This window comes from Streptomyces sp. NPDC085866 (assembly GCF_044541035.1).
Taxonomy (GTDB): domain Bacteria; phylum Actinomycetota; class Actinomycetes; order Streptomycetales; family Streptomycetaceae; genus Streptomyces.
Window position 1 is genome coordinate 82,710 of sequence record NZ_JBITSQ010000025.1, and the last position, 15,898, is coordinate 98,607.

The following is a 15,898-nucleotide window of genomic DNA, read 5'->3' on the forward strand; positions in this document are numbered from 1 at the left end:
AGAGAAAGCGAAACCCCACCATGGACCTCGGCGTGCGCTGGAAACTGCACGGTGACGGGCGCACGCCCGCACCCGGAGCGGTGGTACGCCCCGACGAACGGCTCTCCTGGCCGCGCACGGTGGGCCTCGGCGCCCAGCACGTCGTGGCGATGTTCGGGGCGTCCTTCGTGGCACCCGTCCTCATGGGCCTCGACCCGAACCTGGCGATCATGATGTCGGGCGTGGCGACCGTGATCTTCCTGCTCGCCACCCGTGGCCGGGTGCCGAGCTATCTGGGTTGCTCCCTGTCGTTCGTGGGCGTGGCCGCCGTCATCCGCGCGCAGGGCGGTACGAGCGCCACGGTGACCGGCGCGGTCTTCGTGGTCGGTGCCGCGCTGTTCGTCGTGGGTCTCGCGGTGCAGCGCTTCGGGGCGAACATCATCCACGCGGTCATGCCGCCGATCGTCACGGGCGCGGTGGTCATGCTGATCGGCTTCAACCTGGCCCCGGTGACCGCTTCGACGTACTGGCCGCAGGATCAGTGGACGGCCCTGCTGGTGATGCTCTTCACCGGTCTGGCGGTCGTCTGTCTGCGTGGTTTCTGGTCCCGTGTCGCGATCTTCCTGGGCCTGCTCTTCGGGTACGGCATCTCCTGGGCCTTCGACCAGATCTTCGGGAAGATCCACTCGGTGGACGCGAGCGGCAAGCTCACCGACCACTGGCGGCTCGACCTCTCCGGCGTCTCCAAGGCCGACTGGATCGGACTGCCCGCCTTCCACGGGCCGTCCTTCCAGTGGTCGGCGATCCTGGTCGCGCTGCCCGTCGTCATCGCGCTGGTCGCGGAGAACGCCGGGCACGTCAAGGCGGTCGGCGAGATGACCGGCACCCGTCTGGACGACCAGCTCGGTACGGCGATCTCGGCCGACGGTGTCGCCTCCATGCTGTCCACCGCGGTGGGCGGTCCGCCCAACACCACGTACTCCGAGAACATCGGCGTCATGGCCGCGACCCGCGTCTACTCGACGGCCGCCTACTGGGCCGCCGCGGGCTTCGCGCTGCTCTTCGGCGTCTGCCCGAAGTTCGGGGCGGTCGTGGCCGCGATCCCGGGCGGTGTCCTCGGCGGCATCACCGTCATCCTGTACGGCATGATCGGCCTGCTCGGCGCGCAGATCTGGATCAACGCCAAGGTCGACCTGCGCAACCCGCTGAACCTGGTCCCGGCGGCCGCGGGCATCATCATCGGCGTCGGCAACGTCTCCATGGAGTTCGGCAAGAACTTCACCCTGAGCGGCATCGCGCTGGGCACGCTGGTCGTCATCACCGGCTACCACGCCCTGGGCGCCTTCGCGCCCGCCCACCTCAAGCCGCAGGAGCCGCTGCTGGACGAGGGCACGTCCACGTACGACGAGGAGGACGGTCAGAGCGCCAAGTCGTAGGCGTACGACGGCGTGAACGTCCCGGCCGCGCCCCGGCAGCCGTCGGACTCCCCCGGCAGCTTCACCCACAGGTAGGCGTCGATGCGGGCCTCGCCCGTGGTCAGGGTCGGTGCCCGGCCGATCCTCCGGCCCGCAGGGTCGCACCACTGGCCGTCGGGCGGTGCGCCGTTGCCGTTGCGGCTGGTGTCGATGACCGCGCCGAGGCCCGCCGGGCCGCCGAGGGCGTCGAGGACCTGCCGGTCGTAGGCGATCTCGTCGGCGGTGGTGCGGAAGTTGGAGACGTTGCTGAAGATGCCGTCGGAGGCGTCGGCTCCCGCCTGTTTCAGGAGGGCGGCCTGCTCGGCGGGCGGGTTCCAGCCGGAGTGGCCCGCGTCGTAGTAGACCCGCGCGCGGGGGTTCGCGGCCTTCAGGGCCCGGCCCGCGCGGGCCAGCGAGGCGAAGCGGGCGGCCCGGTCCGCGTCCGAGAGACACCCGGACTGGGCGATCGAGTCCGGCTCCAGGACCACGATCACCTCGCCGGAACCCAGTCCCCGGGCGAAGGCGTCGATCCAGGCGTCGTAGGCCGCGAGGTCCGGCGCCCCGCCACGGGAGGCGCCGCCGCAGTCGCGGTCGGGGATCGCGTACGGCACGAGCACCGGAACCCGGCCCTGTGCCGCCGCACCCGCGGTGACCGCGCGGACCCGGGTGGCGATGGTGTTCGGGCTGTACTCGGCGAACCACACCGCGGCCGGCCGGTCGGCGATCCGGGACGCGATGAGGGCGGTGCGCGGGTCGTCGGGGTGGGCGCGGACCCAGTCCAGCACCTGGGAGTCGGGGTGGCGGTAGAGACGGGGGGTCACGGGGTCGGTCCGCCGCTTTCTCTCGGTGCGGGTCGGGGTGGAGCCGGGGGCCGGCGGCGCCGGTTCCTTCGGCCCGGCCGCGGGAGTCCGCGTGGTCTTCGACGGGGACGACGACGGCGCGGGGAGGGCGGGCCTGGGCACGGGGCTCGGGATGTGGGTCACCTCGGGCCGAGCCCGGTCGGAGCCCCGGCCGTGGTCCAGCGCCGAGATCATCCCGGTCACGGTGCCGACCAGGGTCACCACCGAGGCCACCGCGACCATCGCCGCACGCCCGCGGGCCCGCCTGCGCTGGGCCCGACGCGCGGCCAGCCGCCGAGTACGTAAGCCTGACACGGTCTCCCTTCCCCTCCCCACCTGCGCTACCGCTCCCCCTCTTCGGGCCCGGTACCGCCCCCGCTTCCCTCCGCCCGGTGCCGCCCCCGCCCCTCCCGAGCAAAGCCGGTCCCGCGCCTCCCGCCTGATGCCCCTCCCGCCGGGCACCGCACCCACCCCTCCACCCGGTGCCGCCCCGGCCCTCCCCGCGACACCACCCCCGCCACCACCCGCGCGAAGTAGCCCCCGCTTCCCTCCACGCGGAGTCGCCCTCCGCACCTCCCGCCGGGTACCGCACCCACCCCTCCACCCGGTGCCGCCCCGGCCCTCCCCGCGACACCACCCCCGCCACCACCCGCGCGAAGTAGCCCCTGCTTCCCTCCGCCCGGTGCCGCCCTCCGCACCTCCCGAGCAAAGCCTGTCCCGCACCTCCCGCCTGATGCCCCTCCCGCCGGGCACCGCACCCACCCCTCCACCCCGTGGCACCCCGCCCTCCCGGCGAGACCACCCCCGCCACCACCCGCGCGAAGTAGCCCCCGCTTCCCTCCGCGCGGAGTCCCCCTCCGCCCCTCCCGAGCAAAGCTGGTCCCGCACCTCCCGGGCAGGGCCGCTTCCGTTCCTCCCGAGCAGGGCCGCTTCCGTTCCTCCTGCAGGGAGTCGCCCCGGCCCTTCGTGCCCGGTGCCACCCTCACCGCCGGCTGCGCCGCCTCGGCCGCGCCGCACGAGCGCACCCGCTATCCCGGGTGATGTTGCCCCACCCCTCCCGCCCGGTGCCGCTCCCGTTCCTCAAGCGCGACGTCGCCTCCGCCCTCCCGCCCGGTACTGGCCCTGCCCCTCCCGCCCTTCCGCGCGGAGTCGCACCAGCCTGCCTCGCTCGGTGCCGCCCTCCGCCCCCTCCCGGGCGAAAGTGCCGCCACCCTCCCCGAGCGATGCCTCCTCCCCCTCCCCCTCCCCGCGTTCCCCCGTTCCGGCGAAGCGGCGGGGCGGTCGGTGCGTGGGGTGGGGCAGGGCTGGGACCCTTCCCCCATGGCGCAGTCGGAACACCTCAGCACGCCTGTCGACGCCGTGATCGCGCGGATGCGTGTCCTCGACGCGGAGTTGCCCGAGCGGGACGGGGTCGGTGTGTTCAACCGCGTCTACCTCGCCGTCACCGAGGAGGTCGACCGGCGCCTGGACGCCGGTGAGTTCACGGACCGGCGGGCGGCGTCCGCGCTGGACGTGCGGTTCGCCGAGCGGTATCTGGCGGCGGTCGACGCGGTGGAGCGGGACCGCCGTCCACCCGCCTGCTGGCGGCCCCTGTTCCAGTTCCGCCGGCATCCCGGGGTACGGCCGCTGCAGTTCGCGCTCGCGGGCATCAACGCGCACATCGGGCACGATCTGGCGCTCGCCGTGGTGGACACCTGCCGTACGCTCAGCTGCGAACCGGCCGACCTGGAGGACGAGTTCGAGCGCGTGGGCGACCTCCTCGTCTCGCTGGAGGAGCGCATCCGCGAGGATCTGATGCCGGGTCCCGACCTGCTGCAGATCGCCGACCCGATCACCCATCTGCTGGGCTCCTGGAGCCTGGAGCGGGCGCGGGACGCGACCTGGGCGGCCGCCCGGGCCCTGTGGGCACTGCGCCGCTGCGAGGACGTCGCCGAGGAGTTCACCGAGCGGCTCGACGCGGCGGTCGGCTTCGCGGGCCGCATGCTGCTCACCCCGCTGACCGACTGACCCGGCCGGATCCGGCCCTTGGGCGAGCCTCCTGTGGAACTGCCCCGTCATCGACCTACGTTGACGGTTCCACACCCAGCGCAGAGGAGCAGCGGTATGGCGACCCGGCTCGGCCTGAGTCTTCCCCAGATGCGGCAGTACTCCCTCGGCAAGGACGTGCCCGACGTGGCGCGCGCCGCCGAGGAGATCGGTTACGACAGCCTGTGGGTCTTCGAGCGAGCCCTCTTCCCGGAGCCCGCCGCCCAGGGCCTGTACGGCGTCGAGGGCCTGCCCTGGCCCGACCAGTACCGGAACGTGGCGGACCCGCTGGTCACCCTCACCCTGGCGGCCGCGGCCACCGAGCGGGCCCGGCTCGGCTCCAGCGTGCTGGTCGCTCCGCTGCACATCCCGTTCCAGCTCGCCAAGGCTCTCGCCTCGCTGGACGCGGCGAGCGGCGGCCGGGTGATCGCGGGCTTCGGCACCGGCTGGTCGCTGGACGAGTACGCTGCCGCCGGCGTCCGGCCGATCGCGGAGCGCGGCAAGGTGCTCGACGAGATCATCGAGGTGTGCCGGGCGGTGTGGGGCCCCGACCCGGTGCGCTACGACGGCCGTATCACCAAGATCGAGTCCGCCGTGGTGGGGCCCAAGCCCGCGCGGCCGATCCCCATCCTGCTGGCTGCCAGTAACAAGAAGGCGCTGACCCGGCTCGTCGACCGTGCCGACGGCTGGCTGCCGGTGGGCATGGGCGTCGAGCAGATCGCCTCCCAGTGGCAGCAGTTGCAGGACCTGGCGGCCGAGCGTGGTCGGAAGGAGCCGATCCAGACAGTGCTGCGGGTGAACTGCGTCCGCCTGCCCAAGGCGTACGAGGGCGCGGACCGCCGTCCGTTCCAGGGCGACGTCGACCAGATCGTCGAGGACCTGGTGGCGCACGCGCAGATCGGTCTGGAGGAGATCCTCGTCGACCTCCAGGGAACCGCGCGGGACGCGCAGGAGCTCAAGGACGTCGCCGCCGAGGTGTTTGAAAAGGCGCGGACGGCCGGAGTCTGAGTCCGGCCGCCCGCGCCTTGGTCCGATTCCCGGTCAGTCCTCGGGAAGCTCCACCGGGGCGATCTCGTCGTAGACGTCACCCGGGCCCGGGTTGGCCGCGTCGGTCTCGCCGCCGAGGTGGTGCATGACGCCCCAGACCGCGTTCAGCGCGGTCTGGATCGCGCCCTCGGCCCAGCCGGCCGTCCAGGAGATGTCGTCGCCGGCGAGGAAGATGCCCCGCTTGTCCTCGGGCAGCCGGTCCTGCATGAAGTGCGTGAACAGGCGCCGCTGGTAGCGGTAGTGGCCGGGCAGGTTGGCCTTGAACGCGCCCATGAAGTAGGGCTCGTTCTCCCAGGAGACGGTCACCGGGTTGCCGATGATGTGCTTCCTGATGTCGACCTTCGGGTAGATCTCGCCGAGCGACTTCAGCATGACCTCCATCCGCTCGTTCGCGGACAGCGGCAGCCACTTCAGGCTGTCGTCGCACCAGGTGTAGGACAGGCAGATCACGGCGGGCTTGTCCGGGCCGTCGTCCAGCAGGTAGGTGCCGCGGGTCATGCGGTCGGTGAGCGTCATCGACATGACGTCCCGGCCGGTCTCCTCGTCCTTGTCCAGCCAGAACGGCCGGTCGACCGGCACGAACAGCTTCGAGGACTCCATGTAGTGGGTGCGCTCGATCGCGGTCCAGTGGTCGATCGGGAAGAGCGAGTCGTCACAGGCGATCTTGGACAGCAGCATCCAGGACTGGGCGGTGAAGACGGCCGCCTTGTAGGTGCGGATGTCGCCGTTCGCGTCCGTCACCGTGATCTGGTTGCCCGCGGTGCGGTGCAGCCGGGTCACGGCCGGCTTCGGCTCGCCGTCCACGTGCAGGGACTTCAGCGAGGTGCCGTACGGCCAGTGGACGATCTTCTCGGGCTCACGCTCCCACAGGCGCAGTGGCAGCTGCTGGGAGCCGCCGACGATGCCGCGGTGGTGGTCGTCGGCCTCCGTGTAGACGACCCGCAGGATCTCCAGGATGGAGTTCGGGAAGTCGGTGTCCCAGCCGCCGGTGCCGAAGCCGACCTGGCCGAAGATCTCGCGGTGCCGGAAGGACTTGAAAGCCTCGGAGTCGCAGAGGAAGCCGTAGAAGGTCTGGTTGTCGAGCTTCTCGACCAGCTTCGCCCAGATCTCGCGGATGCGCGGCACGTCGCGCTCGCGCATGGCGCGGTTCATGTCGGAGAAGTCGGCGCCCTCGTCGAGGCACTTGTTCCAGGCCTCGGCGACGTCCCGGTAGACCTGGGGCAGGTCGTCGATGGTCTCGGCGTAGTGCGACTCGCCCTTGAGGTCCACGACGGTGGACGGGGTGGCCTCGGCCAGCGGGTTCGGGAAGGGCGTGGTCTCCAGGCCCACCATGTCGATGTAGTGCTGGAGGGCGGTGGAGGACGGCGGGAAGCGCATCGCGCCCATCTCGGCGGTCAGCGAGTCGTCGCAGCCCTCGAAGCCGACGGTGCGCAGCCGGCCGCCGATCTGGTCGGCCTCGTAGACGACGGGCTTGAGGCCCATCTTCATCAGCTCGTAGGCGGCCACGATGCCGGACAGACCGCCACCGATGACGGCGACCTCGGTGCCGTGCTCGGTCGCGGGGATCTGGCCGAGCCCCGCCGGATGGGCGAGGAAGTCATCGTAGGCGTAGGGGAAGTCCGGGCCGAACATGGTGATCGGCGGCTGCTGCTCGTCGGCGTGCTCGACGGCGTTGGGCACCGTGGACGTCATGGGGTACGGACTCCTTGCGCGGGGGTGGGGCGGGGAGGGCTCGGGGGGGGTGATACGGAGAGGGAGGGCTCGGGGGGTCAGACCAGGGACCCGTACAGGCCGGGGCGGCGGTCCTGCAGGTACGGGTTGGCCTCGCGGGAGGCGGCCAGGAAGCCGGGGTCGGCGTCGGCGAACACCAGCTCCTCGCCGCGGCCGGCGCGGGTGCGGGCGATGCCGTCGGGGCCGGCGAGGACGGACAGTCCGACGAACTCGAACTCGCCCTCGGGGCCGACCCGGTTGACGTACGCGACGTACATCTGGTTCTCCCAGGCCCGCACCGGGACGAGGGACTCGGCGACGAACTGGAAGGGGTGCATCTGCGCGGTCGGAACGATCAGCAGGTCGGTGCCGGCCAGCGCGTGGGCGCGGACGTTCTCCGGGAACTCGACGTCGTAGCAGATCATCATGCCGACGGTCAGGCCGTTCAGCTCGGCCTGGACGACCGGCCGCTCGCCCGGCGTGAAGTGGTCGCGCTCGAAGCAGCCGAAGAGGTGGGTCTTGCGGTAGTTCGCGAGCCGCGTGCCGTCGGCGGAGATCAGCTGCGCGGAGTTGTAGACGGTCTCGCCGTCGCGCTCCGGGTAGCCGTAGGCGATGGCCAGGCCGTGCCGGGTGGCGAACTCGGCGATCGCGTCGGCGGAGTCGCCGTCGGCGGGCTCGGCGAGGCGGCCGACGGCGTCGCCGATCGCGTAGCCGGTGAGGAACATCTCCGGAGCGGCCAGCAGGGCGGCACCCGCGGCGGCGGCGCGGCCCGCGGCCTCGTCGAGGACCTTGAGGTTCTCGGCGATCGAGCCGGGGCGGCCGGAGCTCTGGAGCAGTGCGGTGCGCATGCGGGTTCCTCACCGGAAAGGGGGGTTTTGGGGCCACAAAAAAGGTACGGTCGGCGCGCTCGGCCGGACAAGCGGGAGCCGTTGCGCGCCGGTGCGCGGTTCGTTGCGTGACAGGGGGGTCGGGCGGCGATTCGTTGCGCGCCCCGGGGCGGGGTTCCCCTCCACCCGGAGTCGCAGGTCACGGGCGGGGCTTCCCCGCCGAACGGGGGAGGCGGGATGCCGCCTGCGGAGCGATGTGCCGACGGCCCGCCGCCGGGAGAGTGTTGAGCGTTCAGTTCACACGCTTGACCTGCGGAAAGGACCGTCATGCAGCGTCGTACGAGGATCGCCGCCATCGCCTGTGCCACCGCCCTGCTGATCACCGCCGGGACGGCGGGCGCGGCGATGGCCTCGGGAGCCGGGGCGCATCATCCCCAGCGTGAGGCCGCCGCGCTCACCGGTACCGCCAAGCTGTACCGGTCGGCCGGGGACGACATCACCTTCTCCTTCGACGCGCATCTGGCGGCGAAGGACAACATGAATCCGCAGAAGGCCACCGGAACGTTCGAGTTCAGCCACTACCTGCACGGGAACGGCGCCTGGGCCAAGGCGAAGGTGGACTGCCTGGTCACCGGCGGGAAGGTCGCCGTCGTCTCCGGTGTGATCACGGCCTCGGACCTGCCGGGGGCCAAGGGCAGGCGGGTCGGCGTCACGGTGCACGACCTCGGCCGGCACGACCGGCTGGGCTACAGCTGGGCGGGGGTCGGCAGCCCCGCGGACACCAAGGACCTGCCGCCGTGCGTGTCGTCGGCCCCCTTCGAGAAGGTGAAGCAGGGCACGGGCGACTTCGAGGTCGTCCCGTGGAACCCGGCGCTGTGAGGGTCACCCGACGCCGACGACCACCTTTCCGAGCGGGCTCGCCGACTCGTAGTACCGGTAGGCCTCCACGGCCTCCTCGAAGGGGAACACCCGGTCGACCACCGGTCGCAGCCGGTGCGCGGCGATGGCGTCGTTCATCGCGGTGAACTGGGCGCGGCTGCCCACGGCCACCGCCCGGACGGTGGCGGCGGCACCGAACAGCAGCCGGGGATCGAGCGGGGACCAGTCGCCGGAGACGGATCCGACGAGGGCGACGTGCCCGTCGACGGCGACCGACCTCAGCGACTGGTCCAGCGTCCCGGCGGTGTCGACGACGCGGTCGACACCGCGCCCGCCCGTCAGCTCCCGGACGGCGCTGTGCCAGTCCGGGACGTCGCGGTAGTCGACGACCTCGTCGGCTCCCAGTTCGCGCAGGCGCGCCTGCTTGGCCGGGCTGCCGGTCGTGACGATCACCCGCGCGCCCAGGAGTGTCGCGAACTGCACGGTGAACAGCGACACCCCTCCGGAGCCGGTGGCCAGCACCGTCTGTCCGCTCCGCACTCCGCGGCCGTCGCCGGTCAGCGCGTTCCACGCCGTGACGGCGGCGCAGGGCAGCGTCGCCGCCTCGGTGTAGGAGAGGTGGTCGGGGACGTGGACGAGGGCGTCCTCGGGGAGGATGGCCAGCTCGGTCAGCATGCCGTCGAGGGTGCCGCCGAGCTGCGGCAGACGGTCCGGTTCCAACGGGCCGTCCAGCCAGTGCGGGAAGACGGTGGAGGCGACACGGTCGCCCGGGCGCACCCGGTGGACGTCCGGCCCGACGGCGACGACCTCGCCGGCCCCGTCCGAGACCGGCACGACGTCCGGCTTGACGGGCAGCACGTACGTCCCGCGCAGCACCAGCAGCTCGCGGAAGCTGAGCGAGGCGGCGCGGACGGCGACCGCGACCTCGCCGGGTCCGGGGGTGCGTGGCTCGTGCGTGCGCAGCGAGAGGGCGTCCAGGCCGCCGCCGGTGCCGAGGTGATAGCTGCGTACCGTGGAAGGGATCACCGCCGGGTCACCCCTCGATGAACTGGTAGTCGCCGACGATCCGGCCGTCGGGGCCGAGCACGAGGACCTCCAGGCCCACGCCGGCGGGCTCGCCGCCGCCCCTGGGCGTCATCTCCCAGTGGAACTTGACGACGTCGTGGAGCCGGTCGGCGTCGTCGCGCGAGCGGAAGACGAAGGTGCCGGGCGCGACGAACTCCCCGTGGGCGCGCCTCACCCGGATCTCCAGCGCGTCGTGCCCGCGTGCCTCCAGGACGGGCCGGTCGAAGCCCAGCCCCTCGGCGACCTCCACCAGCTCCTTGGGCGGCTGCAGCACATGGACCGCGTCGTCGGACCACAGCTCACGGATCGCGGTGCGGCGCCGCTCCGCGTCGGGTTCGTTCCAGACGGCGACGTACTTCTCGGTGAGGCGGCTGATGTCGGTGTCGGACATGGTCGTTCCCCTCGGTTGCGCAGGGCCGGTGTACGGCCACGACCTTGCTGCGCCGTGCGTACCGGCGGCAATTCCCCGCGGGGTATCGCCCGGCGGCGGCCGGGCGGGCTACACAGGAGACATGATCGGTGAATCGACCAGAGGCCCCCTCGCCGGCGCGTTGCGCGAGTGGCGCACCCGGCGGCGGGTCAGCCAGCTGGAGCTGGCCACACGGGCCGGTACCACGCAGCGGCACGTCAGCTTCATCGAGAGCGGCCGGTCGACCCCCGGCCGCTCGATGATCATCCGGCTGGCCGAGTCCCTGGAGGTGCCGATCCGCGAGCGCAACGAGCTGCTGCTCGCGGCCGGATTCGCCCCGGCGTACCCGCGGAGCAGCCTGGACGACCCGCGGCTCGAAGCGATCCGTACCGCGCTCGAACGGATCCTGGACGGCCATCTGCCGTACCCGGCGGTGGTCGTCGACCGGCACGGCGACCTCGTCTCGGCCAACGCGGCCTTCCACGCGCTCATCGCCGGCGTGGCCCCGCACCTGCTCGTCCCGCCGGTGAGCGTTCCCCGGGTGCTGCTGCATCCGCAGGGCCTGGCGCCCCGCATCGTCAACCTGGAGCAGTGGGCGTGGCACATCATCGACGCGGTCCGGGCCGAGAGCGTGCGCAACCCGGACGACCGGCTGCGGCGGCTGACGGCCGACCTCGCCGAGCTGGCGCCCGCACGCCCGCGCGAGTCGCCCGACCACCTGGGTTTCGCCGTACCGCTGCGGCTGCGGGCGCCCGGTCCGGACGACGACCGCGAGCTGACGCTGATCACCACGCTCACGCATTTCGGCACGGCCACCGACGTCACGGTCGCCGAGCTGCGCCTGGAGGCGTTCCTGCCGGCGGACGGGGAGACCGCCGGGATGCTGACCGAACTCGTCGGCGCGGCGGCTACAGCTCCTTCAGCCGCTCCACGATCTCCCGCAGCAGCCCCGGATCGGCGGCCGGACCGCTGACCGGCAGCCGACGGGGCTCGTCGATGCGGATCAGACCGGCCTCGGCCAGGTCGCCCAGCAGGACCCGTACGACGGTCAGCGGCAGGTCGGCGTCCGCGGCCAGTTCGGCCACGGGGCGTGCGCCGCGGCGGATCAGGTCGAGCAGCGCGGTGCGGGCGTGGTCGAGTTCCGGGTGCGCCGCGCCGTCCGGTTCCAGGGCGGTGACCTGGGACATCAGGTCGATGGTGTGCCGGTCCGAGGGCCTGGTGCGGCCTCGGGTCACGGTGTAGGGACGGACCATCGGCCCGGTCTCGTCCTCGTACCAGTGCTCGTCACTCACCGCGGGATCAGGGGGCCGAGCGGGTGGCGGCGTCCAGATGGCGGCCGAGGCGGCGGACGAGCAGGGCCATCTCGTGGGCGAGCTGTCCGACGTCGGTCCGCGCCTCGCTCAGCACGGCGAGGCGGCTGCCGTGGCCGGCCGGGGTGATGAAGAGGTAGGCGTCCTCCAGCATGACCATGGTCTGCCGCACCTCCCCCGCCTCGAACCGCTCCCCCGCCGAACGGGCGAGGCCGTGGAAGCCGGAGCAGACGGCGGCCAGGTGCTCGATGTCCCGGCGGCGCATGCCCTCCGAGCAGCTGAGCGGCAGGCCGTCTGCGGTCAGCAGCACCGCCTGGCGGACATGGTCGGTCCGGGCCACGAGGTCGTCGAGCAGCCAGCCGAGGTCCGTGCCGGGCGTTCCGGCGGGCGGGGCCGGGTTCTCGGGGGTCTGGTCGTCACCGTGCATCGTCGGTGTCCGTCCCTTCGTCGGCGTCGGTAGTCGCCTCGTCCGTGTGTGTGGTGGCCGGCAGGCCCTTGCGGCCTCGGTCCAGGCCTCGCTGGAAGGCGCCGAAGATCGCCCTCATCTCGTCGGCGTCGACCTCGCGCTCGGGTTCCGTGGCTCGGGGCGGCGGATCGTCGCGCAGCTCGCGGGCGAGGGAGGCCTGGCGGGTGCGGGTGGGCAGGGCGGGGGCGGGCTCCGGGTCGGGGATGGCCTCCGGGTCGGGGGCGTCCGGCCTGCGGGATTCGTGCGGAGGAGGCCCGGCCGCGATGGCGGGCCGGGACGTGGACCGCTTTCTGGTGGGCAGCTCCAGCACCGGCGCTGTCCGCTCGACCGGCCTCGGCGGCTCGGCCGCGGCCGGCGGGAGGACCACCGGGTCCCGTCCCTCGGCCCCGGCGGACGGCACGCCCGTCGGCTCCACCGTCGCCAGCACGCCCTCCGGGAGCAGCACCACCGCGGTCGTACCGCCGTACGGCGAGTCCCGCAGGTTCACCTCGATGCCGTGCCGGGCGGCGAGGCGGCCGACCACGTACAGGCCGAGCCGGTCGTGCCGGGTGGGGTCGAAGGCGTCGGGGTCGGTGAGGGTGCGGTGGGCCTGCGCGCGCTGCTCGGCGTCGAGGCCGAGCCCGCGGTCGTCGATCTCCAGCACGAAGCCGCTGCCGACCCGTCCGGGACGCAGGGTGACCTGGGTGTGCGGCGGCGAGAACGCCGTGGCGTTCTCCAGGAGTTCGGCGACGAGATGGACGACGTCGGCGACCGCGTCCGCCGCGACGCCGACCTCGGGCATCGGCGGCACCACCACGCGTGCGTAGTCCTCGATCTCGCTCACCGCCGAGGCGACGACGTCCGCGACCGGGACGGGCCTGCGCCAGCGGCGGCCGGGAGCCGAGCCGGAGAGGATGATCAGGCTCTCCGCGTGGCGGCGCATCCGGGTCGTCAGGTGGTCGATGCGGAACAGCTGGCGCAGGATGTCCGGGTCCTCGGTGCGCCGCTCCAGCGTGTCGACGAGCTTCAGCTGCCGGTGCACCAGCGCCTGGTTGCGGCGCGCGATGTTGAGCAGCACCGCGAACAGGCCCCGGCGCAGGGTGGCCTGCCTGACGGCGGCCTCCACGGCAGCGAGCCGCGCGGTGTTGAAGGACCGGCCGACCTGGCCGATCTCGTCGTCCCTGATCTCGTCGACGGCGAGCGGCGGCGCCTCGGCCAGCGCGTCCACGTCCTCGCCGGCGCTCAGCCTGCGCATCACGTCCGGAAGCTTGCGTGTGCTCAGCACGTCGGCAGCGTCCCGCAGGCTCTCCAGGCGCCGCGAGATCCGCCGCGCACCGCGCACCGCGAACCACAGGGACAGTGCGACGGCGGCCAGCCCGACGGCGCCGACGACGGCGGCCTTGGTCAGCTCGTGGTAGGCGAAGTCCCGGCCGCGCGCCGCGGAGTTCTCGGCGGAGCGGGTGCACAGCTGCATGTAGCGCTTGACGGCCCGGTCGGAGGTGGTCCGCCAGGTGTCCGCCGCGACGGCCTGCCCGGCTCCGGCGGCTCCGGACCGCAGCAGCGCGTCCTCGCCCTGCGTCAGCGAGCGGTAGAGGTCACCGCGCTGGAACTCCTCGAAGAGGCCGCGCGAGTCGGCGGGCAGATCCGGTACGTACGTCCGCTCGAAGACACGCCGGTCCTCGATGGTGGCGGTCAGGGTGTCGTACTGCCGGTCGCTCAGGGTCCCGGCCGCCCGTGCCCCGGCGACCAGGGCGTCCTCCCTGGACACGAACTCCCGAACCCGCACCAGCTCGATGACGACCTGCGCCTCCCGGGCCAGCTGCCCGGCCTGGAGCGCGGTGAGCGTGGACTGCACGTCGAAGCCGGGCTCGACGAGCGTGCTGTAGTCGTCGACCGCCTGGTCCCAGGTGATGTTCCTGGACAGCACGCGCTCGCGCAGCCCCTCCAGCTTCCCGGTGGCGGCGACCATGCTGTCCAGGGCCTGCCGCTGCCGGTCCGTGAGCCGCCCGCGGTCGCCGTCCCGGACCGCGTGCCGCATGGCGTCGACGGCCCGGTCGGTACGGCGCTGCTGGCCGAGCAGGTCCCCCGCCGTCGCCGTGTCGAGGCGGCCGCCCAGGTAGGCGGCGGACATCCGGCGTTCGATCTGGATCTGCCCGATCGCGGTGTCCACGGGGGTGCCGAAGTCCTCGTACACCCCCTGGAGCCGGATCAGCGCGCGCAGTTCGGCGGTGACCGACACCATGGCGAAGCTCCACAGGGCCATCAGCGCGACGGCCGGAGCGAGAGCGAGCGCCACGATCCGCGCACGGACGGTGGTGGGACGGCCGACGGGCCAGCGCATGGGATACCTGCCGGTGTTACCAGTCAGTAAGAGCGGGCACAACCTACGGGATCATCACCTGGTCCGCAATGGTGACCTGCGGTAACCCCGGGTCACTTCCGTGGCAGGGCAAAGGTGGTCACCACGGCCGCGTGGTCCGAGGGCCAGTCGTTGTCCGCGACGTCGGGCCACGGGCGCGGGGTGCCGACGACGAGGGTCCGCGCGTCGCACACGGTCAGACCGCGGTGCAGGACGTAGTCGATCCGGTCCTGCGGCTCCGGGCGCCCGCTGCCGTCCTCGTGCACGGGGTGGATCGGCGACCAGGTGTGCCCCGGCTCGGCCACCGGGTCGGGGTGGACCGCACGGTAGGAGTCCGCGAACCCCGCGTCCGCCGCCGCCCGCGTCACCGGCCAGGCCACGTCCGGCCAGTCCAGGTGCGAGGGGCAGTTGAAGTCGCCGACGAGGACCACCGGGACGCCGTCGGAGGACGATTCGGCGATCCGGTGCAGCGCGTCCCGCATCTGAGCGAGCCGCACGTCCTCGTGGGCGATCAGCTCGGGTGCGCCGAGCCCGTCCAGAACGGCCTCGTAGGGGCCGTACGGCGTGTAGTGCAGGTGGGCCGTCCACACGTCGACCTCCCGGCCGGGCGCGACCCGGATCCGGACGCCGGCGGCGCCGTAGAAGCCGACCTCGGGGTCGCCGAAGCGGGCGGTGATCGGGTGCCGGCTGATGACGCCGAGGTTCTCGCCGGCCCGGTGGTGGTGCCAGCCGAGGGCCTCGGCCAGCTCCTGGGCGGCCGTACCGGCGGTCTCCTGGAGTCCGACGACGTCGGCACCGCTCTCCAGGACGGCCTTGACCTGCTTGGCGCGGTGGTCGTCGACCTCGCTGCCGCCGAGCCACAGGTTCCAGCTCATGACGCGGAGTTCGGGCGCGATCATCCGGCGCAGCTCCTCGGGCGTGACGCCGACCAGACTGTCGCGCACGGTCCGCCCGGGTGCCGCGCCGATCGGCGCGAGGGACGGCACGGCGAGTACGGCGCACCCGGCAGCCTCGGCGGAGGCCACACCGGTCTCGGTGTCCTCCACGGCCACGCAGGCGGCCGGGTCGACACCGAGTGCCCGGCAGGCGGCGAGATAGGGGTCGGGGGCCGGCTTGGTGCGGGCGGTGTCGTCCGCGGTGACGGAGACCGCGAACCGTTCGGCGCCGAGGGCGTCGAGCACGACGTCGGCGACCGCGCGCGGGGACGCGGTGACCAGGGCGGTCGGGACTTCGGCGGCGGCCAGCGCGTCCAACAGGTCCAGGGCGCCGGGGCGGGGCACGATCCCGGTGCGGACACGGGCGGCGAACTCGCGGTGCAGCTCGGCCGCGAGGTCGGCCTCGGTCCGGTCGGCTGCGGCGGCGAGCCAGGCGGCGGTGTGCTCGACAGGTCGGCCGAGCACCTCCGGCTGGTCGGCCTCGGTCAGCGGGCGTCCGGCGACCTGCTCGACCGCCTCCCACCACAGGCGCTCGGTGTCGACGAGCGTGCCGTCCATGTCGAAGAGGACGGCCTGCAGCGGGAGTACGGGGTTGTGGGGGGTCACGTTGTCGTC

The 15,898-nt window shown here is 73.0% G+C and carries 14 protein-coding genes; 5 read left to right on the plus strand and 9 right to left on the minus strand.

Annotated elements, in window-relative coordinates; translation table 11 throughout:
- Nucleotides 1-20: 20 nt before the first annotated feature.
- Entirely contained in the window at nucleotides 21-1,415 is a 1,395-nt protein-coding gene (locus ACIF83_RS42010) for a uracil-xanthine permease family protein (protein ID WP_399735458.1), read from the plus strand.
- On the opposite strand, the gene ACIF83_RS42015 is transcribed toward ACIF83_RS42010, so the two are convergent.
- Nucleotides 1,397-2,515 (minus strand): glycoside hydrolase family 6 protein, encoded by a 1,119-nt coding sequence (locus ACIF83_RS42015; protein WP_398139579.1) that lies wholly within the window; start codon nucleotides 2,513-2,515, stop codon nucleotides 1,397-1,399. The genes ACIF83_RS42010 and ACIF83_RS42015 overlap by 19 nt on opposite strands.
- A 1,077-nt stretch (nucleotides 2,516-3,592) precedes the next feature.
- Here ACIF83_RS42015 and ACIF83_RS42020 point away from each other — a divergent pair.
- Both ACIF83_RS42020 and ACIF83_RS42025 read left to right on the plus strand, forming a co-directional pair.
- Nucleotides 3,593-4,279: a DUF5995 family protein gene (locus tag ACIF83_RS42020; protein ID WP_399735462.1), complete on the plus strand. Its 687-nt coding sequence runs from the start codon at nucleotides 3,593-3,595 to the stop codon at nucleotides 4,277-4,279.
- A gap of 96 nt (nucleotides 4,280-4,375) precedes the next feature.
- On the plus strand, nucleotides 4,376-5,305 hold the full coding sequence (locus tag ACIF83_RS42025; protein WP_399735466.1) for an LLM class F420-dependent oxidoreductase: 930 nt from the start codon (nucleotides 4,376-4,378) through the stop codon (nucleotides 5,303-5,305).
- A gap of 33 nt (nucleotides 5,306-5,338) precedes the next feature.
- On the opposite strand, the gene ACIF83_RS42030 is transcribed toward ACIF83_RS42025, so the two are convergent.
- Both ACIF83_RS42030 and ACIF83_RS42035 read right to left on the minus strand, forming a co-directional pair.
- On the minus strand, nucleotides 5,339-7,036 hold the full coding sequence (locus ACIF83_RS42030; RefSeq protein WP_398139477.1) for a flavin monoamine oxidase family protein: 1,698 nt from the start codon (nucleotides 7,034-7,036) through the stop codon (nucleotides 5,339-5,341).
- A gap of 77 nt (nucleotides 7,037-7,113) precedes the next feature.
- Nucleotides 7,114-7,902 carry a carbon-nitrogen hydrolase family protein gene (locus tag ACIF83_RS42035; protein WP_399735469.1) on the minus strand — a complete coding sequence of 263 codons (789 nt, stop codon included), beginning with the start codon at nucleotides 7,900-7,902 and terminating at the stop codon, nucleotides 7,114-7,116.
- A 306-nt stretch (nucleotides 7,903-8,208) separates the two neighbouring features.
- Here ACIF83_RS42035 and ACIF83_RS42040 point away from each other — a divergent pair, with 306 nt between their 5' ends.
- Nucleotides 8,209-8,760 carry a Repetin gene (locus ACIF83_RS42040; RefSeq protein WP_399735472.1) on the plus strand — a complete coding sequence of 184 codons (552 nt, stop codon included), beginning with the start codon at nucleotides 8,209-8,211 and terminating at the stop codon, nucleotides 8,758-8,760.
- A gap of 3 nt (nucleotides 8,761-8,763) precedes the next feature.
- Here the strand turns inward: ACIF83_RS42040 and ACIF83_RS42045 are convergent, their stop codons facing one another.
- Together ACIF83_RS42045 and ACIF83_RS42050 are read right to left on the minus strand one after the other, a co-directional pair.
- A complete protein-coding gene (locus tag ACIF83_RS42045) occupies nucleotides 8,764-9,786 on the minus strand; it encodes an NAD(P)-dependent alcohol dehydrogenase (protein WP_393475589.1) in 1,023 nt (340 codons plus the stop codon).
- A 7-nt stretch (nucleotides 9,787-9,793) separates the two neighbouring features.
- Entirely contained in the window at nucleotides 9,794-10,216 is a 423-nt protein-coding gene (locus ACIF83_RS42050; RefSeq protein WP_399735476.1) for a hypothetical protein, read from the minus strand.
- Between the two features lie 121 nt (nucleotides 10,217-10,337).
- On the opposite strand from ACIF83_RS42050, the gene ACIF83_RS42055 reads away from it, so the two are divergent.
- Nucleotides 10,338-11,207 carry a helix-turn-helix domain-containing protein gene (locus tag ACIF83_RS42055; protein WP_399735479.1) on the plus strand — a complete coding sequence of 290 codons (870 nt, stop codon included), beginning with the start codon at nucleotides 10,338-10,340 and terminating at the stop codon, nucleotides 11,205-11,207.
- Here the strand turns inward: ACIF83_RS42055 and ACIF83_RS42060 are convergent.
- The 4 genes from ACIF83_RS42060 to ACIF83_RS42075 all read right to left on the minus strand — a co-directional run bounded on the left by ACIF83_RS42060 (nucleotide 11,143) and on the right by ACIF83_RS42075 (nucleotide 15,889).
- Entirely contained in the window at nucleotides 11,143-11,526 is a 384-nt protein-coding gene (locus ACIF83_RS42060) for a DUF742 domain-containing protein (RefSeq protein WP_393475597.1), read from the minus strand. The genes ACIF83_RS42055 and ACIF83_RS42060 overlap by 65 nt on opposite strands.
- Before the next feature lie 7 nt (nucleotides 11,527-11,533).
- A complete protein-coding gene (locus tag ACIF83_RS42065) occupies nucleotides 11,534-11,971 on the minus strand; it encodes a roadblock/LC7 domain-containing protein (RefSeq protein WP_393475600.1) in 438 nt (145 codons plus the stop codon).
- The gene (locus tag ACIF83_RS42070; protein WP_399735483.1) at nucleotides 11,961-14,330 is read right to left on the minus strand and encodes a nitrate- and nitrite sensing domain-containing protein; all 2,370 of its coding nucleotides are present in this window, start codon (nucleotides 14,328-14,330) and stop codon (nucleotides 11,961-11,963) included. The genes ACIF83_RS42065 and ACIF83_RS42070 overlap by 11 nt, the downstream gene beginning before the upstream one ends.
- 92 nt (nucleotides 14,331-14,422) lie before the next feature.
- Nucleotides 14,423-15,889: an HAD-IA family hydrolase gene (locus ACIF83_RS42075; protein ID WP_399735486.1), complete on the minus strand. Its 1,467-nt coding sequence runs from the start codon at nucleotides 15,887-15,889 to the stop codon at nucleotides 14,423-14,425.
- Between the last annotated feature and the right edge of the window lie 9 nt (nucleotides 15,890-15,898).

Excerpts from the sequence above, each read along its gene's own strand:
- ACIF83_RS42010 (WP_399735458.1), top strand. The coding sequence starts at position 21 with ATGGACCTCGGCGTGCGCTGGAAACTGCACGGTGACGGGCGCACGCCC.
- ACIF83_RS42015 (WP_398139579.1), bottom strand. The coding sequence starts at position 2,515 with ATGGTCGCGGTGGCCTCGGTGGTGACCCTGGTCGGCACCGTGACCGGG.
- ACIF83_RS42020 (WP_399735462.1), top strand. The coding sequence starts at position 3,593 with ATGGCGCAGTCGGAACACCTCAGCACGCCTGTCGACGCCGTGATCGCG.
- ACIF83_RS42025 (WP_399735466.1), top strand. The coding sequence starts at position 4,376 with ATGGCGACCCGGCTCGGCCTGAGTCTTCCCCAGATGCGGCAGTACTCC.
- ACIF83_RS42030 (WP_398139477.1), bottom strand. The coding sequence starts at position 7,036 with ATGACGTCCACGGTGCCCAACGCCGTCGAGCACGCCGACGAGCAGCAG.
- ACIF83_RS42035 (WP_399735469.1), bottom strand. The coding sequence starts at position 7,902 with ATGCGCACCGCACTGCTCCAGAGCTCCGGCCGCCCCGGCTCGATCGCC.
- ACIF83_RS42040 (WP_399735472.1), top strand. The coding sequence starts at position 8,209 with ATGCAGCGTCGTACGAGGATCGCCGCCATCGCCTGTGCCACCGCCCTG.
- ACIF83_RS42050 (WP_399735476.1), bottom strand. The coding sequence starts at position 10,216 with ATGTCCGACACCGACATCAGCCGCCTCACCGAGAAGTACGTCGCCGTC.
- ACIF83_RS42055 (WP_399735479.1), top strand. The coding sequence starts at position 10,338 with ATGATCGGTGAATCGACCAGAGGCCCCCTCGCCGGCGCGTTGCGCGAG.
- ACIF83_RS42065 (WP_393475600.1), bottom strand. The coding sequence starts at position 11,971 with ATGCACGGTGACGACCAGACCCCCGAGAACCCGGCCCCGCCCGCCGGA.
- ACIF83_RS42070 (WP_399735483.1), bottom strand. The coding sequence starts at position 14,330 with ATGCGCTGGCCCGTCGGCCGTCCCACCACCGTCCGTGCGCGGATCGTG.